Annotated in this window: 21 protein-coding genes and 1 riboswitch; of the genes, 11 read left to right on the forward strand and 10 right to left on the reverse strand. The window is 47.4% G+C overall.

Annotated elements, in window-relative coordinates; translation table 11 throughout:
• The first annotated feature begins 3 nt into the window (after window positions 1-3).
• The 11 genes from KQI_RS0112665 to KQI_RS0112715 all read left to right on the forward strand — a co-directional run bounded on the left by KQI_RS0112665 (window position 4) and on the right by KQI_RS0112715 (window position 10122).
• A complete protein-coding gene (locus KQI_RS0112665) occupies window positions 4-300 on the forward strand; it encodes a WXG100 family type VII secretion target (RefSeq protein WP_010347131.1) in 297 nt (98 codons plus the stop codon).
• 29 nt (window positions 301-329) lie between these two features.
• The gene (locus KQI_RS0112670) at window positions 330-641 is read left to right on the forward strand and encodes a hypothetical protein (protein WP_010347132.1); all 312 of its coding nucleotides are present in this window, start codon (window positions 330-332) and stop codon (window positions 639-641) included.
• A gap of 348 nt (window positions 642-989) precedes the next feature.
• Entirely contained in the window at window positions 990-1334 is a 345-nt protein-coding gene (locus KQI_RS0112675) for a hypothetical protein (protein ID WP_010347133.1), read from the forward strand.
• 174 nt (window positions 1335-1508) lie between these two features.
• A complete protein-coding gene (locus KQI_RS0112680; protein ID WP_010347134.1) occupies window positions 1509-2582 on the forward strand; it encodes an ABC transporter substrate-binding protein in 1074 nt (357 codons plus the stop codon).
• Window positions 2582-3511 (forward strand): nucleoside hydrolase, encoded by a 930-nt coding sequence (locus KQI_RS0112685; RefSeq protein ID WP_010347135.1) that lies wholly within the window; start codon window positions 2582-2584, stop codon window positions 3509-3511. Before KQI_RS0112680 ends, KQI_RS0112685 begins: the two co-directional genes overlap by 1 nt.
• A gap of 27 nt (window positions 3512-3538) precedes the next feature.
• The gene (locus KQI_RS0112690; RefSeq protein ID WP_010347136.1) at window positions 3539-4360 is read left to right on the forward strand and encodes an ABC transporter permease; all 822 of its coding nucleotides are present in this window, start codon (window positions 3539-3541) and stop codon (window positions 4358-4360) included.
• A 6-nt stretch (window positions 4361-4366) separates the two neighbouring features.
• Window positions 4367-5155 (forward strand): ABC transporter permease, encoded by a 789-nt coding sequence (locus KQI_RS0112695; protein WP_007432886.1) that lies wholly within the window; start codon window positions 4367-4369, stop codon window positions 5153-5155.
• A gap of 16 nt (window positions 5156-5171) precedes the next feature.
• The gene (locus tag KQI_RS0112700; RefSeq protein ID WP_010347137.1) at window positions 5172-6230 is read left to right on the forward strand and encodes an ABC transporter ATP-binding protein; all 1059 of its coding nucleotides are present in this window, start codon (window positions 5172-5174) and stop codon (window positions 6228-6230) included.
• Window positions 6231-6257: 27 nt separating this feature from the next.
• Window positions 6258-7985: an adenine deaminase C-terminal domain-containing protein gene (locus tag KQI_RS0112705; protein WP_010347138.1), complete on the forward strand. Its 1728-nt coding sequence runs from the start codon at window positions 6258-6260 to the stop codon at window positions 7983-7985.
• Window positions 7986-8328: 343 nt separating this feature from the next.
• The gene (locus KQI_RS0112710) at window positions 8329-8808 is read left to right on the forward strand and encodes a Dps family protein (RefSeq protein ID WP_010347139.1); all 480 of its coding nucleotides are present in this window, start codon (window positions 8329-8331) and stop codon (window positions 8806-8808) included.
• Between the two features lie 150 nt (window positions 8809-8958).
• Complete coding sequence (locus KQI_RS0112715) at window positions 8959-10122, forward strand: nitric oxide synthase oxygenase (protein WP_010347140.1); 1164 nt, start codon at window positions 8959-8961, stop codon at window positions 10120-10122.
• A 25-nt stretch (window positions 10123-10147) separates the two neighbouring features.
• Here KQI_RS0112715 and KQI_RS28815 read toward each other — a convergent pair whose 3' ends face one another.
• The 10 genes from KQI_RS28815 to KQI_RS0112755 form a co-directional block, all read right to left on the reverse strand.
• Window positions 10148-10309: a hypothetical protein gene (locus KQI_RS28815; RefSeq protein WP_010347141.1), complete on the reverse strand. Its 162-nt coding sequence runs from the start codon at window positions 10307-10309 to the stop codon at window positions 10148-10150.
• A gap of 296 nt (window positions 10310-10605) precedes the next feature.
• Window positions 10606-11043 (reverse strand): AbrB/MazE/SpoVT family DNA-binding domain-containing protein, encoded by a 438-nt coding sequence (locus KQI_RS0112725; protein WP_010347142.1) that lies wholly within the window; start codon window positions 11041-11043, stop codon window positions 10606-10608.
• A 186-nt stretch (window positions 11044-11229) separates the two neighbouring features.
• On the reverse strand, window positions 11230-11949 hold the full coding sequence (locus KQI_RS0112730) for a 3-ketoacyl-ACP reductase (protein ID WP_010347144.1): 720 nt from the start codon (window positions 11947-11949) through the stop codon (window positions 11230-11232).
• A gap of 12 nt (window positions 11950-11961) precedes the next feature.
• The gene (locus tag KQI_RS29260; RefSeq protein ID WP_241763903.1) at window positions 11962-12153 is read right to left on the reverse strand and encodes a DUF4097 family beta strand repeat-containing protein; all 192 of its coding nucleotides are present in this window, start codon (window positions 12151-12153) and stop codon (window positions 11962-11964) included.
• Complete coding sequence (locus tag KQI_RS29630) at window positions 12144-12338, reverse strand: hypothetical protein (RefSeq protein WP_338390672.1); 195 nt, start codon at window positions 12336-12338, stop codon at window positions 12144-12146. Before KQI_RS29630 ends, KQI_RS29260 begins: the two co-directional genes overlap by 10 nt.
• 28 nt (window positions 12339-12366) lie before the next feature.
• On the reverse strand, window positions 12367-12696 hold the full coding sequence (locus KQI_RS0112735; protein WP_029390135.1) for a PadR family transcriptional regulator: 330 nt from the start codon (window positions 12694-12696) through the stop codon (window positions 12367-12369).
• A gap of 481 nt (window positions 12697-13177) precedes the next feature.
• Window positions 13178-15496, reverse strand: coding sequence for a 5-methyltetrahydropteroyltriglutamate--homocysteine S-methyltransferase (metE, locus tag KQI_RS0112740; RefSeq protein ID WP_010347147.1), 2319 nt, complete (start codon window positions 15494-15496; stop codon window positions 13178-13180).
• Between the two features lie 160 nt (window positions 15497-15656).
• Window positions 15657-15856: riboswitch (cobalamin riboswitch) on the reverse strand.
• Window positions 15857-16001: 145 nt separating this feature from the next.
• Complete coding sequence (gene nrdG / locus KQI_RS0112745; protein ID WP_010347148.1) at window positions 16002-16499, reverse strand: anaerobic ribonucleoside-triphosphate reductase activating protein; 498 nt, start codon at window positions 16497-16499, stop codon at window positions 16002-16004.
• The gene (locus KQI_RS0112750) at window positions 16496-18445 is read right to left on the reverse strand and encodes an anaerobic ribonucleoside triphosphate reductase (protein WP_010347149.1); all 1950 of its coding nucleotides are present in this window, start codon (window positions 18443-18445) and stop codon (window positions 16496-16498) included. Before KQI_RS0112750 ends, nrdG begins: the two co-directional genes overlap by 4 nt.
• A gap of 261 nt (window positions 18446-18706) precedes the next feature.
• Window positions 18707-19177, reverse strand: coding sequence for an AbrB/MazE/SpoVT family DNA-binding domain-containing protein (locus tag KQI_RS0112755; RefSeq protein ID WP_010347150.1), 471 nt, complete (start codon window positions 19175-19177; stop codon window positions 18707-18709).
• Window positions 19178-19375: the final 198 nt, after the last annotated feature.

Consider the following 19375-nt stretch of genomic DNA (forward strand, 5'->3'; position numbering starts at 1 on the left):
GAGATGAGCAGAATATCTTTGAGCCTGGGGGAACTGCGGAGGGCCGTACAGCAGTGCGAACAGCTCAAGCAAAGACTTCAGCATCAAGAGCAGCAGATGAGAAATATATATGGTCGTCTGCAAGACTGGCGGGGCGAATCGGCTGCTGAATTAACACGTAAAATGGAGGTATTTCTCCAGGGAACAACTGTACGAATACAAGAATTGGACGAGCATAAAGAGCAGTTGAAACGTTATATTCGCAAAATGGAAGAAGCTGATCGACGGGCAGAAAAACGCAAACGGGCAGCGCAATGGTGATAGGTAACCGCAATAGTTAGGAGAACATCATGAAAAATCAAAACGCATTCGTTATTTTACTTATATTGAATATTGTTTATAGCTTAACGTTATTATTCTATCCACTCATGCTGATGCTGGCTGTATTTTCCTTTGATGCACCGACAGCCGGTGATCACCTGATCAGTTATATTTTTGTCTATATCCTGATGAGCTACCCGTTAGGAGTATTCATTTCATGGAGCTGTTGGTATTTTTATCACCGTTATGCTTTTAAGAAGGCGTATATTATAGCGAATTTTATGCTGGTGTGGCCGGCTGCCCTTGTAGTATCCTCGTTAATTCAATCAGCTTTTTCATAAAAGTCTCCAGTCCAGCTCAGTTAGCTACATATTAAAAAATAAACCGTACACCGCGGGGATTCCAGCGGTGTACGGTTAAATGTGCTTGGAAGAAATGACGTATTCAAACTACATATATAGTAGAAGAGAAAAATTATTCTCCCGAAATGGAGACGAAAAAGCGGTTATGATATTTCAGACAAAAAAACGGAAAATATTCTAAACCTCTACAAAGTTCGACATATTGTTCGCTTTTTCGCGTCATATGTTATTGAATCAGGGATTATGATTGCTATTTATCCTATATTTATGTATAATCTATCGTGTTGAAAGATTGATTGTACGTAATATGCTGATGAGGGTGGGTTCATGACGCTGCTCGACAGTAACGAAAGCAAGAAGCGGATGTGCCAGATTTACAATGAAGTTTCAAAGGAACTGTTCGGCTTCGGGACCACGCTGTTGCGGGCCACCGTTGAGAACAACATAGTTTCCTTTGTGGCGAAGCACCGGCGTTCTCCACGCTCGGCGGCATTGGAAGTGGAAGCCCCCGGCTTGAAGCTGGAAGTGGATTTCCGAATGTCCATGCTGTATAAAAAAAGACTTCGCGAAAAGCTGGTTGAGGATATGGGGCTCGAAATTGAGGCTTTACTGCGCGATTACGATTCAGCAACGCAGTGGGCAATCACGAACATCATACTGAAGGAATCCTAATACAATTGGATATTCGGCTTTTCGCTTCGGATCTATCTGAGGGGAGAACCTGTTATAACGCGCAGCGGGATCAACTTATTCTTTGTTTACGAAGAAAAGTATTCTTGTTTTACAAGAGTACTTTTCTTTTTTGTGTCATTAGGTGTGACGAATTAAAAAAAAGGGGAGTTTCTAATGAAAAAATGGTTTAAAGGATTCGTGGCTGTGGCCTTGGCATCTGTGGTACTGGCAGGTTGCGGCAGCAATGCTACTGGCGGTCAGACAGATGGAAAAAACAGCTCAGCTGATGGGAAAAAGAAGCTGGTTATTTCCACGTGGGGCTTTTCCGAAGACTTTTTCAAAAAAGAAGTGTACGAGCCCTTTGAAAAAGAACATAACGTGGATATTGTCGTGGAAATTGGAAATAACGCAGAGCGGCTGAATAAAATCAGTCAAGGAAGTACGGATGTCGATCTGATCTATCTGTCCGATTATTATGCTCAGCAAGGGATTCAACAGGGGCTGTTTGAAAAGCTGGATCGCAGCAAGGTGCCAAACTTGAACCAAATCTATGATATTGCAAAAGCACCGCTGGGCGAGGATTATGGTCCTGCTTATACGGTGGGCCGTCTCGGCATTGCCTACAATCCGGAATTGGTGAAAAAGAATGTGACCTCTTGGGCTGACCTGTGGGGCAGTGAGTTTAAAGGAAACGTGACTTTGCCGAACATCACAGCAACAGCTGGACCGATGATCGTAGATGCAGCCTCCAAGGTAGCAGGTAGTAAGGAATTCAATGAGGATCAAGCTTTCGGGAAACTGAAGGAGCTGAGCCCGAATATCGTTAAGTTTTATAGTAAAACATCTGAGTTCGTCAACATGTTTAGCCAGCAGGAAATCGCAGGCGGACCGATTATGGAAATGTACTTCAAAGATTTGCAGGCGGCTGTGCCAGGAGCGAAGTTTGTAGCTCCAAGTGAAGGTGCTTATGCAGTAATGAACACGATTAATGTAGTGAAAGGCTCCGACCAAAAGGAACTGGCTGAGGAATTTATCAACTGGCAGCTGAGTAAGGAAGTTCAAGAGAAGTCTGCCAAGGCGAAAGTGGATTCTCCGGTGAACACGCAGGTGGTACTGTCCGGTGCGGATACAGAAGGAATTACGTACGGTACAGATGTGGTGAACAAGCTGACCAAGCTAGATATGAAATTCGTTAACGACCATATTAAAGCATGGACAGACCGCTGGAACCGGGAAGTTACACAATAATGAAAAAAGTCATATTAGATGTAGATACAGGTATTGATGATGCGTTAGGTATTTTACTGGCGGCCAAAAGTGGTCAGCTGGATATCCAGGCGATTACTACGGTATGTGGTAATGTGTCGCTCAAACAAGCAACATTAAACACATGCAAAATCCTCGACCTTTTGGATAGACCGGATATTCCGGTTTATCGGGGGGCCGAGGCGCCATTAATACGTAAAGGGTTGCATGAGCACCGTGTACATGGAGAAGACGGGATCGGGGGCGCATTGAGTACAGTGATCCCGGCCATATCGGAGTCCGAAGGTTTTGCTCCGGATGTCATCATTGATACGGTGATGGCTCTTCCGGGCGAAGTGACGCTCATTTGCACCGGTCCGCTCACCAATCTGGCGCTGGCGCTGCTGAAGTGTCCCGAGCTGACGGAACGCGTCGATCAAGTTGTTTTTATGGGCGGTGTTATTCACAGCTGCGGCAATATTACGCCTGTGGCCGAATACAACATGTATGCCGACCCTGAAGCGGCGCGGATCGTATTTCATGCCGGATTTAAACGGCTGGTACAGGTTGGACTGGATGTAACACGGAAAGCGCTGCTAACAGCGGATCATATTGCCCGCCTGACCGATCCGGCCATTCGTAACTATGTGGCTGAAAGCACAGCCGTCTACACCAAACGATATGAAGAACGCAACGGGGTAAAAGCATGTGCGCTTCATGATCCGCTTGCCGTGGGCGTCGCACTGGATTCGAGGCTGGTAGAAACCTCGCTGCTGTATGTCGACGTGGAAACCTCCAGCCGCTTATGTGATGGACAAACGGTGGGCGATGTGCAAAACCGTCTCAATCATAGACCCAATATGAACGTGTGCGAGCAGGTGGATAGCGAAGCTTTTCTGGAATTATTTATCCAGGTGCTGAACAAGGAATAATATTTTGATAACCGCAAGGAGCTACCCATGAAGAAAACATACTTGTATTGGCTGCTGCTGCCAGGTCTGCTCTTTCTGGCGGTGTTCATGGTCATTCCGATTGTGCTGACGATCGGCTCGACCTTCGTACAGAACAGCTCTTTCACCCTAGAAGGCTATCTTCATTTCTTCAAGGACCCTTATTTTCTGAAAATATTGCTGACTACACTGGAAGTTAGTGTCGTTACGACACTCGTGTGTATATTGATGGGCTTCCCGACGGCTTATTATATCTCGCAAAAGGCCCCGCGTCGTAAAGGGATTTTGCTGGCGCTGGCTATCTTTCCCTTGTTGACGAGTCCAGTGGTACGGTCTTTCAGCTGGATGGTCATTTTGGGCCGTAAAGGCCTGCTAAATAACGTGCTCCTCGGGTTGGGAATCGTGGACGAGCCATTGAATATTTTGTACACCCCGGCGGCGATGATTATTGGTCTGGTTCATTTGTTTTTGCCGCTGATGATTATTTCACTGATCGGTGTACTTGAAAATATCGACGGTGATCTCGTTCATGCTGCTCAGAGCCTCGGAGCCTCAAGGTTCAGCGCATTTCGTAAAATTGTATTTCCGCTGTCTGTGCCGGGTTTGATCATCGGAAGCATTCTTGTTTTCGTTGGCAGCCTGACTGCCTATACGACACCAGCATTGCTTGGTGGAAAGCAGCGGGTTATCGCTACATTTTTGTATCAGAACGCGATGACACTGAACGACTGGTTTTTAGCCTCCGTTATTGCAACGATTATGATTGTCATTACATTTATCGTGGTCGGTCTCTTAAACAAGGCGGCCCATAAACTCAATCCGAAGGGGTAGGTGGATATGCGGGAGAAACATTACGGACTAGGCTTCTTTAGCCTGCTGGTCTTCATCTTTCTGCTCGGTCCGCTGTTGATCATATCGGTCACTTCTTTCGAGCCGGGCACGGTATTAAAATTTCCGCCGCAGGGCTTTTCCTTGCGCTGGTATGAGAACATTTTTGAGGTGGACTTGTTCATGTCCACGTTCAAAACGTCGATTGTCGTCTCCTTGTTGGGTAACATCATGGCGTTGCTGATTGGTATGCCTGCTGCTTATGCGCTTAGTCGTTTTTCATTTCGCGGGAAGGATGCACTGAATGCTCTATTCCTCTCCCCGTTGCTCATACCGGGTATTGTTCTTGGCTTTACGCTGCTGCGCTATCTGATCATTGTGTATCATTTGCCGGTATACGCCGGGCTTTTAATCGGACATACAGTGATTATGCTGCCGTTCATTATACGGGTCATTGCCTCCAGCTTGTCTAACTTTGACTTTGCGATTGAGGAAGCAGCGCTCAGTTTGGGAGCCGGACGGCTAGAAACCTTTTTCAAGGTGGTTCTGCCCAACATCCGTTCAGGTATTATAGCGGCTATCCTGATTGCCTTTCTGGAATCATTCAACAATGTCGACATTTCCGTCTTCATGACAGGACCGGGCTTCAGCACCTTGCCTATTCAAATGCTGACCTACGTCGAAAATTATTTTGACCCGACGATTGCAGCCATTTCAGTTATGCTGATGATTTTGACCGGTATCCTTATGTTCTTGATCGAACGACTGATGGGATTGTCTTACTTCACTAAAAGGTAATGGAGGCTTTAACCTAATGGCACTGCTTACTCTGGATCGCGTATCGGTCGCTTATGACAACCAACTGATTTTGCAGGATTTCGATTTGCAGCTCGAACGTGGGCAACTGCTTTCGTTGCTCGGACCGAGTGGTTGTGGCAAAACGACTACGCTTCGTCTCATTGCAGGATTTCTGGAAGCCAAACAAGGAACATTTTTGTTTGGAGATAAGGATTATACCCGGGTTCCGGTCAACAAACGGAATTTCGGTTTTGTATTCCAAAGCTATGCACTCTTTCCGCATCTATCTGTTTTTGATAATGTTGCCTTTGGCCTGCGCTTGCGCAAGGTAAAGGAAGACGATGTAAAACGCCGTGTGATGGATATGCTGGACACAGTCAGTCTGGAGGGCTTCGAAAAGCGCTTCCCCGGTGAATTGTCAGGAGGGCAACGTCAACGTGTCGCGATTGCCCGGGCACTTGTGATTGAACCCGACCTGCTGCTGTTTGACGAACCGCTGAGTAATCTGGACGCTAATCTGCGTGTGAATATGCGTGTAGAAATCCGCCGTATTCAACAGGAATTGGGGATCACTACCGTGTATGTATCGCACGATCAGGAGGAATGTTTTTCGATCTCTGACCAGGTTGCGATTATGAATAAGGGAAACATCGAGCAACTGGATGCGCCATCGACCATTTTTAAATATCCAACGACCGAATTTGTTGCCCGTTTTATTGGATTTAATAATTTTCTGGCCTTTGACGAACGTATTGAAGAAGGAGATCATATTCGACTCCATACAGGCGATCTATCGTTCAGCGTAGCTCGTAATCAGGGTACAGCTCAACCAGGTGCTCGTCAGGGCGCTATTCGCCCGGATGATTTGGTCATTCGTACAGAAGGCAACGAGACGGGAGAAAATGAGCTTCCGGGCATCATTAAGGTGAGTACGTACCTGGGACGCAGCTATCAATATGTGGTAGAAACGGCGAAGGGAAGCTTTACCGCCAATCAGGAGATGGATACGCCTTACCTCAGTGGTCAACGGGTTACCCTGCATTTTCCGGCAGATAAAATGGTGCTGGTCCAATAATCAGCGGGTTTAATAAGGAGATACATCATGCGTGCAGACAAAATGATTTTACAAGTTAAGGTGTATAACAGTTATTATAAGACGTTCGAGGTAGGCAATGTTGCTATACTTGACGGCAAGTTTATGTACATTGGTCAGCGTGGCCTGGAGTCTTTCGAGGTTGCTGAAATTGTGGAGGGGCACGGGAAATATATGATTCCCGGCTTGATCGACATTCATTTGCACATTGAAAGTACGATGGTTACACCAGCCACTTTTTCCTATGGACTCATTCGCAGCGGTGTGACGACGATTGTACCGGAGCCACACGAAATGGCGAATGTTTTTGGACTGGAAGGAATCCAGGAAATGATGGAAGCCAGCAAGGATTGCGTGGCTGATATGTTCTACGGTATTCCAAGCTCTGTCCCGGCAACGCCGCTCGAAACCTCAGGGGGCGAAATAGATATTCCTGAGATTGATACGTTGCTGCAAACCGGCGAGATGATTTGCCTGGGTGAGATTATGAACTATGTGGATGTGATCCGTGACCCGGACAGTAAAACGAATCGCATCTTACGCCATGTTCGTGAGCATTACCCGGAGCTGATCATTGAAGGTCATACTCCACAGCTGCTCGATTTGGACCTACATCAGTTGATCTATGCGGGAATTGGTTCAGACCATACGCATCAAAGCATTGAAGGCATGAAGGAACGGATGGCCGCAGGGATGTTTATTGAGATTCAGGAAAAATCTATGACTCCTGAGGTGATGGACTACCTGATTCAGGAAGATGTGGCACAGCATTTTTGCTTCGTAACGGATGATGTGATGCCGGACTCCTTCGTGGAGCGAGGACATCTGAATCATATTGTAGGTAAAGCGATCCGGATGGGGATGAAGCCTGAGGACGCCATTTATGCGGCTACCTATACTCCAGCGGGACGGATGCGCATGCATGACCGTGGAACGATTGCACCGGGAAAACTAGCTGATTTTGTGCTTTTGTCCGACCTTGGCCAATTTGATGTGGAGCAGGTCTATAAGGACGGGACCAAGGTATTTGATAAATTCGAGGAATACCATCAGGAATTGATGCAACACCGCTTCCCTGACCATTTTTATCAAAGTGTCAAGCTGGAGCCGCTCACGGTGCAGGATTTTACTGTAGAGATGGATGTAGCTGATGGAACGCATCAATGCCGCATCATGATGGTCAAGGATGGATCGACCTTTACAAGCGAGCGGATTGCACCTACACAAGTGGAGCAGGGTGAGTTGATATGGGAGCAGGGTGAGCACGGACTTATCGCTACGTTTGAGCGGTATGGCAAGAACGGCAACCGTGCCTACGGTTTGATCGGGGGAGATACGATTAAACGGGGTGCGGTGGCAACCACCTATTCGCACGATAACCATAACCTGTTGGTCGTAGGGCATAACAAGCAGGACATGGTATTGGCCGCGAATACGGTTCTTTCCAGCCAAGGCGGCTTTTGCGTAGTTGAAAATGGCAAGGTACTGTCCCATTTGCCGTTAACCGTAGGCGGGATTTTAACAGAAGGGCCGCTGGAAATGGTTGCGGCCCAAGTGAAGGAGCTGCGTTCAGCCATGCTGTCATTGGGCTACCGCCATTACAATCCAATCATGTCGCTGAGCACGCATTCTCTACCGGTCAGCCCGGCCTTGAAAATTACCGATCACGGCCTGATTGATGTAAATGCGGGCAAGGTTGTCCCCTTAATCGTAGAACCTTCCGAAATACAAGAATAACAGTAGAGCTGACCCCCATGTGGGTCGGCTCTTTTTTGTCGTGACTGAGGCTATGTCATCTCTCTTCTTAATGAAGACGAGCAATAAATGAAGCGAGGAACCAATGAATTCTGAGTGAACTGGCAACTTCACGTAATCTTCATGATTAAAGTCGAATAAAAGCTTGAAAAACATCACCATCGTGTTATAATTAAAACAGGATTTAGATTAAGTCTAAGTTAATTAGTGAATATTTATTGGATTGACGCATGGGATTTAGAAGAAAATCAGACACTACTGTTAACGAGCATCCAAGCTTTACACCAACTATATTTTGAATGATAAACGAGAGGGGATTTTACACATGAGTACATTAAATCAAACGAACGCACAACCTACACAAGAGGCTATTCAAGAATTGCATAAGGCTTTGAATCGTCAGGTAGCTACCTGGTCCGTGTTGTACACGAAGCTGCATTATTACCACTGGTACGTAAAAGGTCCTAACTTCTTCACATTGCATGCTAAATTTGAGGAGCTTTATAATGAAGCAACAGCCAATCTGGATACGATTGCTGAACGTTTGCTGGCCATTGGCGGCCGTCCAGCTGCTACCTTGAAGGAGCACTTGCAATTGTCGGCCATTCAGGAGTCCGCAGGTGAGCAAACAGCTGAGGACATGGTGAAGTCCGTTGTTGCTGATTTCAAAACCATTACTGGTGAACTGGCTAACGGCATGGAGGCAGCGGATGCGGCACATGATAAAGCGACAGAGGATCTTCTTAATGGTTTGAGAGAAGCTGTGGATAAACATATCTGGATGCTTAGTGCGTATTTGGGATAAAGTATTGGGGTAAATTTCCATGGATATGGAGATCAAGTGAACAAGACATACATCCCGTTGGTTCCAGTCTGCCACTGGAGTATAATGACGAGAAGACGTGGAAGACCACGGGCTCATGAGTCATAAAGCCACCGGGATGGGGTGTATGCTATGGAAGTGAAGCAACAGCTTTTACATGAAGCGGAGCAGTTTATATATACATGTTATGAGGAGCTGGGCCGAAGCCGCGATGAAGCGGAAGCCCGGCTTCTTGATATTTGTCACGACATAGAGACTACCGGAACGTATGATCATACATTCGAAGAGCTGGAGCACGGGGCACTTATGGCTTGGCGCAATAGCAATCGTTGCATCGGGCGCTTATTTTGGGACAAGCTTTTGGTAAGGGATGCTCGTAACGCGTCAGATACAGAGGAAGTGGCAAACGAGCTACTGGAGCATATACGAATAGGGACGAATGGCGGTAAAATCAAGCCGACGCTGACGGTATTTCGCGCTTCCAAACCAGGACTGCCGGATATTCGCATCTGGAATCATCAGCTTATCCGTTATGCCGGCTATGAAACGGATGAAGGAGTGATCGGGGACCCGATCTCGCTGGATTTTACTAAGGCTTGTAGAGATTTGGGATGGCAGGGAGCCATGACTCCTTTTGATATTTTGCCGTTGGTTGTGGAAGCGGGTGAACAGCCTCCCAAGCTATTTGAGATTCCCAAGCATCTGGTACTGGAGGTATCCATTGAGCATCCAGAGCTCTCGGATTTGGCATCACTGGGGTTGCGTTGGTACGCGGTGCCTATGATTGCGGACATGACGCTGGAGATTGGCGGTATCGTCTATACTGCGGCTCCCTTTAACGGCTGGTATATGGAAACAGAAATCGGTGCCCGCAATTTTGCGGATACCTTCCGCTATAACATGCTGCCACAGGTGGCTGAGCTGATGGGGCTGGATACTACCAGCGAAACAACGCTGTGGCGCGATCGGGCGCTGGTTGAGTTGAATATTGCCGTGCTGCATTCTTTTAAAAAAGCAGGAGTCAGCATTGTCGACCACCATACCGCAGCGGCACAATTCCGGCTGTTTGAGGAACGAGAAGCCAAGGCTGGGCGTGAGCTGACAGGCGATTGGACATGGCTGATCCCGCCGTTATCCCCGGCGGCAACGCATATTTTTCACAGCTCTTACGATAATCGGCTCGTTAAGCCAAAGTTTGGAGTTCAAGAGAAACCATATCTGCCCAGACAGGCTAATATAGCAACAGATACAGGGCTACAGCAGAAGCCGCAAGGCTGCCCTTTTCATTCCGGATAATAACGGGGAGGGTCTAATTGCTGAATCAGGGCTCCAGTTTATCCCATACAACGATAAATAGGGTAGCCAGCGGCCCTATTAATAGTGAGAGCATGAACCAGTTTAGCCCGCTCCGATTTTTGGACTGTGCCAAGCCAGCATTAATAAGGGCCAGCGTTCCCCAGCCTACATAATAATCTTCTGACATGGTCCCCTCCTTTGTAACAAGGCATAATATCGTATTGCTGATTTGTATAAAGACGCCCATGAGATAGGGACCCGGCAATGACTTGCACTGCAAATTGAAGAAAATGCATGGAACTATGCGCTTAGACTGGTGCCTGAAATCGAAGCAGCGTTTAAATCTGCCGTCATAGACGAGTCCTTGCTGGCCTATCGGGTCCCGGTTATAGAACAATCTGACATTGCATGAGAATGATCACCCCTAGAGCTTGTAGCTCTTTTTTGGTGTGGTAGGACCAAACGGGGGGTGATAAGAGCGATTTAAGGCAGAAGCTTTTTAAGCTGTGATACACGTCCCTGAGACAGTTCGAGCATTTCAGCTAATTCTTTTTGAGATACATTAGGGTGCTCCAGCATGAGCTGTTTTAATTTATTCAGAAGTTCATTCTGATTTCTGTAATTCCTTCTCTTCTTGGGCGGGGCAGGATGGGCTTCATTCGAATGACTGGAAGGATTGCCACTTTTCAGGGCTTCAATACAGTTATGACATATGAGGTGGTCTCTGAAATAGCTCAAGTTATCTACGGCACTACAAAAATAACAAGAAACCCCCGTATACTTGCGAATCATCAAGCCCTCCGGAGTAATAAAAAAATCGAGGGCATCACCAATATTAATATTCATGGAATTGCGTAGCTCCTTGGGTAGTACAATACGGCCCAAATGGTCTAAAGGTCGTGTCATTCCAGTGTTTTTCATCATTTTTTTCCCCTTTCATGAAATGCGCTTATGGTTGCGAAGATGGTATGTTATGTATGCTGGAAGTACAAAGCGCTTATATTGCAGTCTGTTTTGGTTGACTATGCTAAAAAAAGCTCCGGCATGACGTACAGTTACGCCTACCGGAGCATGATACAGCCAAAGAATCTAAGATGTCGTGTCGAATTACTGTGGGTTGGTTGTCCAAATACCGGCTACTTTTAATTGAACCCGCGAAGGCAGCTTCAATGCGGCCAATGTCAAATCGGCCAAATCCTGCGGTTGAAGCATGCGGTCTTCGTCGCCAATAGGCAAGCCTGCGTTTGCCGCCAATTCTGTATTGACGGTGCTTGGGGTCAGCGCGGTAACACGAATGTTGGATTTGCGAACTTCCTGCATCAGTGCTTCCGTGAAGCCCATCAAAGCGAACTTGGATGCGCAATACGCTGAGCCTGTTGCAAAGCCCCGTTCTCCTGCTGTAGAGGAAATGTTGATAATATTTCCGCTCTGTTGTGCCAGCATGCTTGGGAGAGCCGCGTGTGTAACATAATAGGTCCCTAACAAATTGACGCGAATAATACGCTCCCACTCTTCAGGGTCCATATCGGCGACTGTACCGAAGGTAGCGATTCCTGCGTTGTTGATCAAAATATCGACAGCGCCCAGCTCGTGCTCCAGCGAAGCTACAGCGGTAGCGGCCTGTGCGCGATCCGATATATCTGCAGCAGCGCTTACCACCTTCACGCCGTATTTGCTTCCCAGCGAATCCTGCAATTTTTGCAGATCAGCCAATGTGCGTGAAATTAACCCCAGATTAACGCCTTCCTTGGCCAAGGTTTCGGCAATTGCTTTGCCAATTCCTTTGCTGGCCCCCGTAATAATAGCTGTTTTATTTTTAAGCTCCATCCAGTCTCCTCCTTACAAATGTATAACGGTTTGTACATTTGAGCACATGGTTACATTATACAATTTTAAGCTCCTTGAACCAAACCTCGCCTCCAATGATAAAGCCTGCTTAATCTTTACATCACCGGAATCAGAGTCTACTTCCAGGTTGTTTGTGGTTTGTTGTGTAATGGTGGCATCGCCTGAAGTAAGACTCAGCGCCATATCTGTTGTAACCTGATTGGCTGTAAAATTGCCGGATGTTTATTTTGCGACAGGTGGGTACTTTGAAGGTTAGTAATTTCGGCATTGCCTGAACTAGCAGTGATGGATGTATTTTGTACGAAGGCATTTTGAAGTTTTACATTACCCGAATGTATATCTACCTGCAGGTCTGTTAGTGTTTCCAGAGGGCATTTCTACCGTGGTCCATGTTTGTTAATAGTTGTTGTTTCCTTCCTCCAGTAGGCTTGCGACATGATGGACAAAATCATTCCACTCCCGTGTAAGTATTGTCGTATAATGGTTGCCTGTATCGGTCAGACGATAATATTTGCGGGGAGGTCCCTCAGTCGATGCCTGTAAATAGGTTGTGCAGTATCCCTCTGATACCAGACGGCGAAGCAGCGGATATAAAGCCCCTTCGGCTACTTCGATATGACGGGAAACGGCCTGAGCCAATTCGTAGCCATATCGGTCCCTGCGACCAATTAGAACCAGAACGCACAGTTCAAGCACCCCTTTTTTGAATTGGATGTTCACATTCACGAGCGGTGCTCCCTTCCTAGATGTTATTAATGATTCATAGATGTCGTTCGGAGTAAAGGGAAGAAACATGTGTGTTTGTACTTAATTTATCAAGGTACTAATCATGGAATAGTAGTCAGGTATAATTTAACATCATGTACTGATTAATGCAAGGTATTAAATTTTTATTAAGTAAATATCTCGTGAAAAATGACTGGTTTTCGTCCTTTCAGGGCTCATAAATTAGCGAATCCTGTAGAAGAAAGTAGTTCTATTTAGAAATATCTCGAATGTTGCTTAAATGTGCAAATAGAACGTTGCTTTAATTTCATTTATTAAAATATAGATTGTGAAGTATTCGACAGAATTAAAGATCTCTTTTTATGAGAGGGTGGGCCTAGGCAGGATTGGGAATCCTTCCCCTTCCGGCCTTAGCTGGAAGGACCGGAAAGGGGAAGAGAATATTGTGAGAATAATAGCGGTGGTACGAGGATGTACAGAATCAATTGGATACAGCCAACGCATCCCGGGCGGCTTGAGCAGCCTGCACCATTTGCTGCAATGCGGCAATAGATTCCTCCTTGGTACGGGTTTTCAGGCCACAGTCCGGATTAACCCAGAACAAATCTGATGGCAGGACGCGCAGGGCACGCTGGATCATACTTAGCATTTCGGCCACATCGGGAATGCGCGGGCTATGGATATCATACACCCCTAGACCGATGCCTTTGTCGTATACCTGATCCTCAAAGCTGACAATCAGTTCTCCGTGGCTTCGCGAGGTTTCAATAGATATAACGTCGGCATCCATATCGGAGATGGACTGGATCATATGCTGAAATTCGGAATAGCACATGTGTGTATGGATTTGGGTCGCAGGCTCGACGGTGGCTGTGGTCACAAGGAAGGCTTGAACCGCCCAGTCCAGATACGCTTGCTGTTGCTCTTTTTTCAGCGGAAGTCCTTCGCGAATGGCAGGCTCATCGACCTGAATCATGCCTATGCCCGCTTGTTCCAGTGCCTCTACCTCTGCCCGCAATGCCAGCGCCAGCTGCAAAGCAACCTGGCTGCGCGGAATATCATTACGTTCGAAGGACCAGTTTAAAATGGTCACAGGACCTGTAAGCATTCCTTTAACAGGTTTGGAAGTCAAGGATTGAGCGAAGGCTGTTTCTTCCACAGTCATAGGTTGATCGAACGAAACGTCCCCGTATATAATCGGCGGCTTGACGCATCGGGAGCCGTAGGATTGCACCCATCCGTTTTGCGTAAAAGCAAAGCCTGTTAGCTTCTCGCCAAAAAATTCAACCATGTCTGTTCGTTCAAATTCCCCGTGTACAAGCACATCAATACCAATATCCTCTTGAATATCAATCCATTCCTTGATTTGCTGCTGGATAAATGTCCGGTACTGCTCGGCAGACCATTCTCCTTTACGATATTGCAGACGAGCTTTGCGAACCTCGGCGGTTTGCGGGAAGCTGCCGATGGTCGTTGTAGGCAGTGGAGGCAGCTTCAGCTTATCCTGCTGAATCACACGACGCTGGGCAAAAGGAACGCTGCGTGACTGAGGCTCTTTGGCCAGCAGTGCGGCCATATCGGCAGCCGTCTGTACACGTGCCGCTGAGCTGTTGAAGCGGGCTACCGCATCCGCACTTTGCTCAACCTGCGCAAGAGCGGATGGATTGCGCTCGCCAAGTGCAGCCGTCAGAGCAGCGATTTCCTCTAGCTTTTCATCGGCAAAGGCCAGCGCATGCACCAGCTCTATGTCCAGCTTTTGCTCTGCTTCCAGACTGACCGGCACGTGCAGCAGGCTGCATGACGGCTGTACGATCAGCTGTGTGGCGCTTGTCTGTTCCGCCAGCTGACTGAGCAGCGCAGCTACGGCCTTCAGATCACTGCGCCATATGTTTCGTCCGTCAACGACTCCAGCGCCCAACGTTTTATCTGTTGGAAAGCCGTGCTGCAATACATGCTGAAGATTTTCGCCATCATCATGCACAAAATCAAGACCCAGCCCCTGCACCGGAAGAGTGGACAGGCGCTTATAATGCTCCAGGCTGCCAAAGTAGGTTTGCAGCATAATGTTTAAGGCTGGTGCCGCTTGGGCCAAAGTCTCATAGGCTTCCTGAATAATGTCCAAATCCTCTACCGGGAATGAGGTGGTCAGTACAGGCTCATCGATCTGAACCCACTGAACACCTTCCGCTGCTAGCTCAGACAGGACACGGGTATACAACGGCAGGAAGCTTCGTACAATGTCGGCTAGCTCTTTATGTTCATAGCCCTTGGACAGGGCCACGAATGAATAAGGACCGATGAGGACCGGTTTGCCTTCAATGCCCAGCTCTTGCTTGGCTTCACGATAAGCCTGCAGGGGTTTGTTTTCGGTGAGTACCGGGGCTGCATTTGCCAATTCGGGCACGATGTAGTGGTAATTGGTATTCAGCCATTTGGTCATTTCACTGGCGGTAGCCCCCTTTTGCCCACGAGCGATCCCGAAATAAACAGATAGAGGAACAGGGCCTGCGGGCCGAAAGTTGAAACGTTCTGGCACCAGACCAAACATTACGGATGTATCAAGCATGTGATCGTAATAGGAGAAGTCACCGACAGGAATGAGGTCAATTCCCTTGTTCTGCTGCTTGCTTAGATGCTCCAGGCGCAATCTTTTCATCTCGACATGCAGTTCGCTTTCGTCCATGCTGCCGTTCCAAAAGCGTTCCAGTGCTTTCTTCCATTCCCGGTTTCCGCCGATACGGGGATAACCCAGATTACTACTAATCAAGCCAGACCATTGAGACGATTTGGTAATAGACATATACTTTTCCTCCTAGCTGGTAGCCAGTTTATTTTTACGTACCAAAAAAGGCATTCCATCCCCAAGGCTTAAAAATGAGTAGGGGAAAGAATGCCTCCGTGATTAAAAAACAAAAATACGGTGACTGCTCTTAACACCTCCCTATCTCCCGTAGGTACTTGCGATGTTGTTGAAATAGGCAGGTCTCCTGACTCACGGATCATGACTTCCAGCAATCCTTCCCGGTCTGTGTGTGGACCAGTGGATGTATGAATAGCTGAAAACTCCCCGTATACAGTGGCGGGACCGTGCCGGATTTGCACCGGCTTCCCTTTTAAGTCTGAACTGAATAGAACAGACACCTATCTCCAAGCTATGGAATTAAGGTATGACGAATATTTATGCACTCGTATACTTGTTCATCATCATAAGTGAAACTGACAGGATGCGCAATAGAAAAAAGACAAGCCTTCCCCGTAGGAGGACTTGTCTTAGGGTGTAACATCTGGCAGAGCATAAGATTATCTCAAGCTAATGAAACGGCGTGACCTGCCTGAATGCTGGCTTTTACATCCACCAGACGCTGATTGCGACTGCCCCGGAAGCGGAGAGTCAGGTCCTTTTGCTGTTCTACAAAAGGTCCATCCACAATTACGTCGCATAGCAGTGCCAGCTCCCGTCGTGCCTGATCCGCGAGCAAGTCCTCGTAGACAAAACCCGTATAGGCCCACACGTTTCGATCAGGACAGGCTGCGCGGAAGTCACGTACAAATTGTGAGCATTCCTCCGCCGAGAAAAACGGATCTCCTCCGCAGAGGGTCAATCCGTCCAACAACGGATTATCCATGATGTCACGGATGACCTCCTGTTGTCGTTCGGGCGTGAATGGCTCACCTGCGCGGAAGTTCCACGACGCCGGATTGAAGCAGCCGGGGCAGGCATGGCGGCAGCCACTAATGAACACGACGGTGCGCAGGCCGTACCCTTCGTTCAGAGATTCCGGAATATAGCCGCACAAATTCACTTATGCTTCACCCGGTCGCGAACTTCGGCTTGCTTGGCAGCATTAAAGCGAACGGTATAATCACCTGTCAGATATCCGGTTACCCGACGCAAGCGTTGAAAGTGCGTGTGTTCCTCGTCTGTGCCACATTGGGGACAGCTTGTCCCGATAATTCCCTCATAGCCGCAGTCCGTGCAGCGGTCTACCGGATGGTTGATGGAGAAGTAGCCGATGTTCTGATCAAGTGCGTACTGCACAATTTTAAGAAACGCATCCGGGTTATTCCGCGCATTGCCGTCCAGCTCGATGTACGAAATCGCGCCAGCGTTGCACAGATTATGGAACGGAGCCTCCAAACTGATTTTACGGGCAGCAGGCAGCGTGTAATACACAGGAATATGGAAAGAATTCGTGTAGTATTCTCGATCATTTACCTCGGGAATCATCCCGAAATCACGTTGGTCCAGCAGCGTAAACTTGCCGGACAGACCTTCGGCAGGTGTAGCGAACAACGTAACGTTCAGGTTGTGGTATTCGCTCATCCGGTCGCAATACATGCGCATGGAAGTAATGATTCGCTGTGCTTCACGGTATACAGCGTCATCTTCTCCGTGGTGCTTGCCGTACAGTGCCTTCATGCATTCGGCTAACCCGATAAACCCGAGCGACAGCGTACCATGCTTTAGTATGTTTCCTACCTTTTCATCCGGCTCCAGCTTTTCTCCGCCTTCCCATACCCCTTCGCGCATCATAAAGTCTGAAGCTTTGGCAGGCTGGCTGGTCTGGATTTGATAGCGATGCATGAGTCCATCCACAGCAATGCGCATAACCTCTTCCAGTTTGGCGTCAAAGCCATCCCGGTCAGGTAGCTTGCGCTTGCCTGTGCAAATGCCATATTCAATCCCGAGCCGCACCAGATTAATGGTATTAAATGAGAGATTGCCCTTGCCGCTCTGACGGTTTCTGCCGAAACGGTCAGCAAGGGTACGGGTACGGCAGCCCATCGTTGCAATGATGGTATCCGGGTCATCTGCACGGTAATAGGGCAGGTTGAAGGTGGCATCCACATTCACAAAATTCGGATACATCCGTTTGCTGGAACATTCTACTGCTTTCAAGAACAAATCGTAGTTGATATCGCTCTCTGCCTGGTTAACTCCTTTTTTACACTGGAAAATATGCTGTGGGAAAATAGGAGTTTCCCCGCTGCCCAGGCCGCGAATCGTGGCTTCCAGCAGTGATTGCGAGACAAGCCGTCCCTCAGCGGAAGTGCACATCCCGTAATTTAGTGAAGTGAACGGAATTTGTCCCCCTGCCCGACTGCTCATGGTGTTCAGGTTATGAATGAGCGATTCAGCGGCCTGTCGGGTCTCTGTTTCCGTTTCTTCGCGTGCAAATGCATAGGAACGAGGGCAGATTGCCTGCAATTGGGTATTGGCTATATGTAGTTCATCCTCAGACAGCGCAGGCTTAATCTCTTCCTCAAACAGCCGGAGTCCCTTACGCAGGTGCTTGCGGAAGGACCGGGCAACATAAGGAGCAAGGTCCCAATCTATTTTATTGGCGGAGACACCTCCGAATTGGCTGTTTTGCTGAGACTGGAATATGATAGCGACTAGTGCCATAGCGGACATGATCGTTTGCGGTGTGCGCACAGAGCCGTTGCCTGTATTAAAGCCGTCTTGCAGTAAACGACCAAAAGGGATAAAGATACAATTCGTAGTTCCGAGCGCATATTGGTCCAAATCGTGAACATATACATATCCGTGGTCAATGGCGTCCGTCAGTTCAGGCGGAAGCACACGCAGGCGCGCATACCATTTGGCATACTCGGAGCCGAGCTTGCTCATTTTGCCGCTGAATGATTCTCCGTTCAGGTTTGCATTCTCGCGCAGCATGTCCAGATCTTGTGCCCCTATAACCCGCTGGCCGATATCGTATAATTGATGTTCCTCTAACACTTTCATCATAAAACCCTCCATATAGTAAAATATATATTATTTTCACAAAAACAACATATTGATGATATTGTGTTCTAACCAATTGTTTCGATCTATATATTGTATATACGGATATTGTTAGAGTATGTGACTATTGTCACATCCGTGTGGAGGCGAGGAGCACAAAAAAGTCAGGCATAGAGTAAGGAACACATCTGTAGATATGCTCTTTACTCTATACCTGACTATGGAATACGTGATGAAAAAAAATATAAAATTGGGGGTCTACTAGAGTAGCTTCTTTAGCTGAGACACCCGGCCCTGGGAAATATCGAGCATTTCGGCATAAACCTTTTGTGGCAGATTTGGATGCTCCTGAATCAGCTTGCGTAGCTTTTTTACCATTTCACCCTGCTGCACTCTGGATTGCTTAGGCTGCCAGGTTGTGGCGGTTTGGATCGGTTTGCTATGTTCTTGAGCCTGGATGGCATCGGTGCTGGTGGCGTGTACATTTTCCTCTGTCTTTAATACCTGGATGCAGTCAGCGCAAATAAAGCTGTCTCGAAAATAAGTTAAATGATCAACTGTGCCGCAAAATTTGCAGGAGACCCCAGTATACTTTCTTAACACAAATCCTTCTTCATTTACGAAAAACTCAAGCGAATCACCAATATTGATATCCATCGTGGTGCGCATTTCCTTAGGGAGTACAATTCGCCCCAATTGATCCAGAGGCCGTGTCATTCCGGTATTTTTCATCCTTGCTTCCTCCTTTCGCGATATATCCTGATTATACCAAAAAATATCATTTTTTGCTTTGAATGTTGCAGGAAAAAATAACTTTTTTTGTTTTTTGCTATAGCTGCTCTTTCATCCAATATTAGGAGGATTTCGGTATTGTTGCCGGACTTCTCCTTTTTCGCTATGATATATTAAAACGTTTTCATGTAGACCTTT

The sequence above is a fragment of the Paenibacillus peoriae KCTC 3763 genome, assembly GCF_000236805.1.
GTDB lineage: Bacteria > Bacillota > Bacilli > Paenibacillales > Paenibacillaceae > Paenibacillus > Paenibacillus peoriae.

Bases quoted from the DNA above. Each gene is read 5' to 3' on its own strand.
- KQI_RS0112665 (WP_010347131.1), top strand. From the start codon at position 4: ATGAGCAGAATATCTTTGAGCCTGGGGGAACTGCGGAGGGCCGTACAG.
- KQI_RS0112755 (WP_010347150.1), bottom strand. From the start codon at position 19,177: ATGAAAAATACCGGAATGACACGGCCTCTGGATCAATTGGGGCGAATT.
- KQI_RS0112750 (WP_010347149.1), bottom strand. From the start codon at position 18,445: ATGAAAGTGTTAGAGGAACATCAATTATACGATATCGGCCAGCGGGTT.
- KQI_RS0112730 (WP_010347144.1), bottom strand. From the start codon at position 11,949: ATGGAGCTTAAAAATAAAACAGCTATTATTACGGGGGCCAGCAAAGGA.
- KQI_RS0112700 (WP_010347137.1), top strand. From the start codon at position 5,172: ATGGCACTGCTTACTCTGGATCGCGTATCGGTCGCTTATGACAACCAA.
- KQI_RS0112710 (WP_010347139.1), top strand. From the start codon at position 8,329: ATGAGTACATTAAATCAAACGAACGCACAACCTACACAAGAGGCTATT.
- KQI_RS0112725 (WP_010347142.1), bottom strand. From the start codon at position 11,043: ATGAAAAACACTGGAATGACACGACCTTTAGACCATTTGGGCCGTATT.
- KQI_RS29260 (WP_241763903.1), bottom strand. From the start codon at position 12,153: ATGGCGCTGAGTCTTACTTCAGGCGATGCCACCATTACACAACAAACC.
- metE (WP_010347147.1), bottom strand. From the start codon at position 15,496: ATGTCTATTACCAAATCGTCTCAATGGTCTGGCTTGATTAGTAGTAAT.
- KQI_RS28815 (WP_010347141.1), bottom strand. From the start codon at position 10,309: ATGTCAGAAGATTATTATGTAGGCTGGGGAACGCTGGCCCTTATTAAT.
- KQI_RS0112695 (WP_007432886.1), top strand. From the start codon at position 4,367: ATGCGGGAGAAACATTACGGACTAGGCTTCTTTAGCCTGCTGGTCTTC.
- KQI_RS0112675 (WP_010347133.1), top strand. From the start codon at position 990: ATGACGCTGCTCGACAGTAACGAAAGCAAGAAGCGGATGTGCCAGATT.
- KQI_RS0112670 (WP_010347132.1), top strand. From the start codon at position 330: ATGAAAAATCAAAACGCATTCGTTATTTTACTTATATTGAATATTGTT.
- KQI_RS0112715 (WP_010347140.1), top strand. From the start codon at position 8,959: ATGGAAGTGAAGCAACAGCTTTTACATGAAGCGGAGCAGTTTATATAT.
- KQI_RS0112685 (WP_010347135.1), top strand. From the start codon at position 2,582: ATGAAAAAAGTCATATTAGATGTAGATACAGGTATTGATGATGCGTTA.
- KQI_RS0112680 (WP_010347134.1), top strand. From the start codon at position 1,509: ATGAAAAAATGGTTTAAAGGATTCGTGGCTGTGGCCTTGGCATCTGTG.
- KQI_RS0112705 (WP_010347138.1), top strand. From the start codon at position 6,258: ATGCGTGCAGACAAAATGATTTTACAAGTTAAGGTGTATAACAGTTAT.
- KQI_RS0112690 (WP_010347136.1), top strand. From the start codon at position 3,539: ATGAAGAAAACATACTTGTATTGGCTGCTGCTGCCAGGTCTGCTCTTT.